Source organism: Paenibacillus sp. MZ04-78.2, assembly GCF_024213375.1.
GTDB lineage: Bacteria > Bacillota > Bacilli > Paenibacillales > NBRC-103111 > Paenibacillus_G.
Genome location: NZ_JANAVJ010000129.1, coordinates 1 through 654, shown reverse-complemented (window position 1 = coordinate 654; position 654 = coordinate 1). Strand labels below are relative to the sequence as shown.

The following is a 654-nucleotide window of genomic DNA, read 5'->3' as shown; positions in this document are numbered from 1 at the left end:
CAGACGCCAGATTGAACTTTATGAAGCGCTGGAAATCTCAGCGCCTGCCTCGTTATAATTTGACCGGGGATTTAGGAGACATGTTTTAGGTATACTACCGTATTACAGAGTAGTACGAAGTTTGATCCTCAGAAATGCCGTGAACTTGTGAATTATCAATTAGAGGCATCTAGGAAAGTGCTTTTCGATGTGGTACGCTTGAGTTTGAGGGTTTTTCTTCGAATGATCACTGGCCGGTTGGCGTGGATGTGTAGACCCTTATTTTGTGTCTACTGTCACACGTAAGAGAAATTCATTGGTTTTGTGGCTACGTTTGGTCTTAGAGGCGTAGCAGACCTCGCCTCTAGTGTCTCACTCACCTCAAGAATGCTTCCGTGCTTAGGGAATAAGCGGTAAGCACTTTCCACAGTAAGCTTGAGTAATAACAGAAATTAACATTTGATTTTAAAATATACATAGAATTAGGTAGAGAGGATACACAGAACTTATGAATAAGCAACAACTCGCCACGAAAATATGGGAATCCGCTAATAAAATGCGCTCAAAAATCGAGGCCAATGAATATAAAGATTACATTCTAGTAGTCTCTCAATTCTAATAGTATAGATTGGATGAATGTGGTATAGTGATGCCAAAAAGAGGAATGACATATGC

Annotated in this window: 1 protein-coding gene; it reads left to right on the top strand. The window is 40.2% G+C overall.

From position 1 onward, the window contains the following. Nucleotides 1-487: 487 nt before the first annotated feature. Nucleotides 488-598, top strand: a complete 111-nt coding sequence (locus NLX71_RS27250) for a type I restriction-modification system subunit M N-terminal domain-containing protein (protein ID WP_375377978.1) — start codon at nt 488-490, stop codon at nt 596-598. The last annotated feature ends 56 nt before the right edge of the window (nt 599-654 follow it).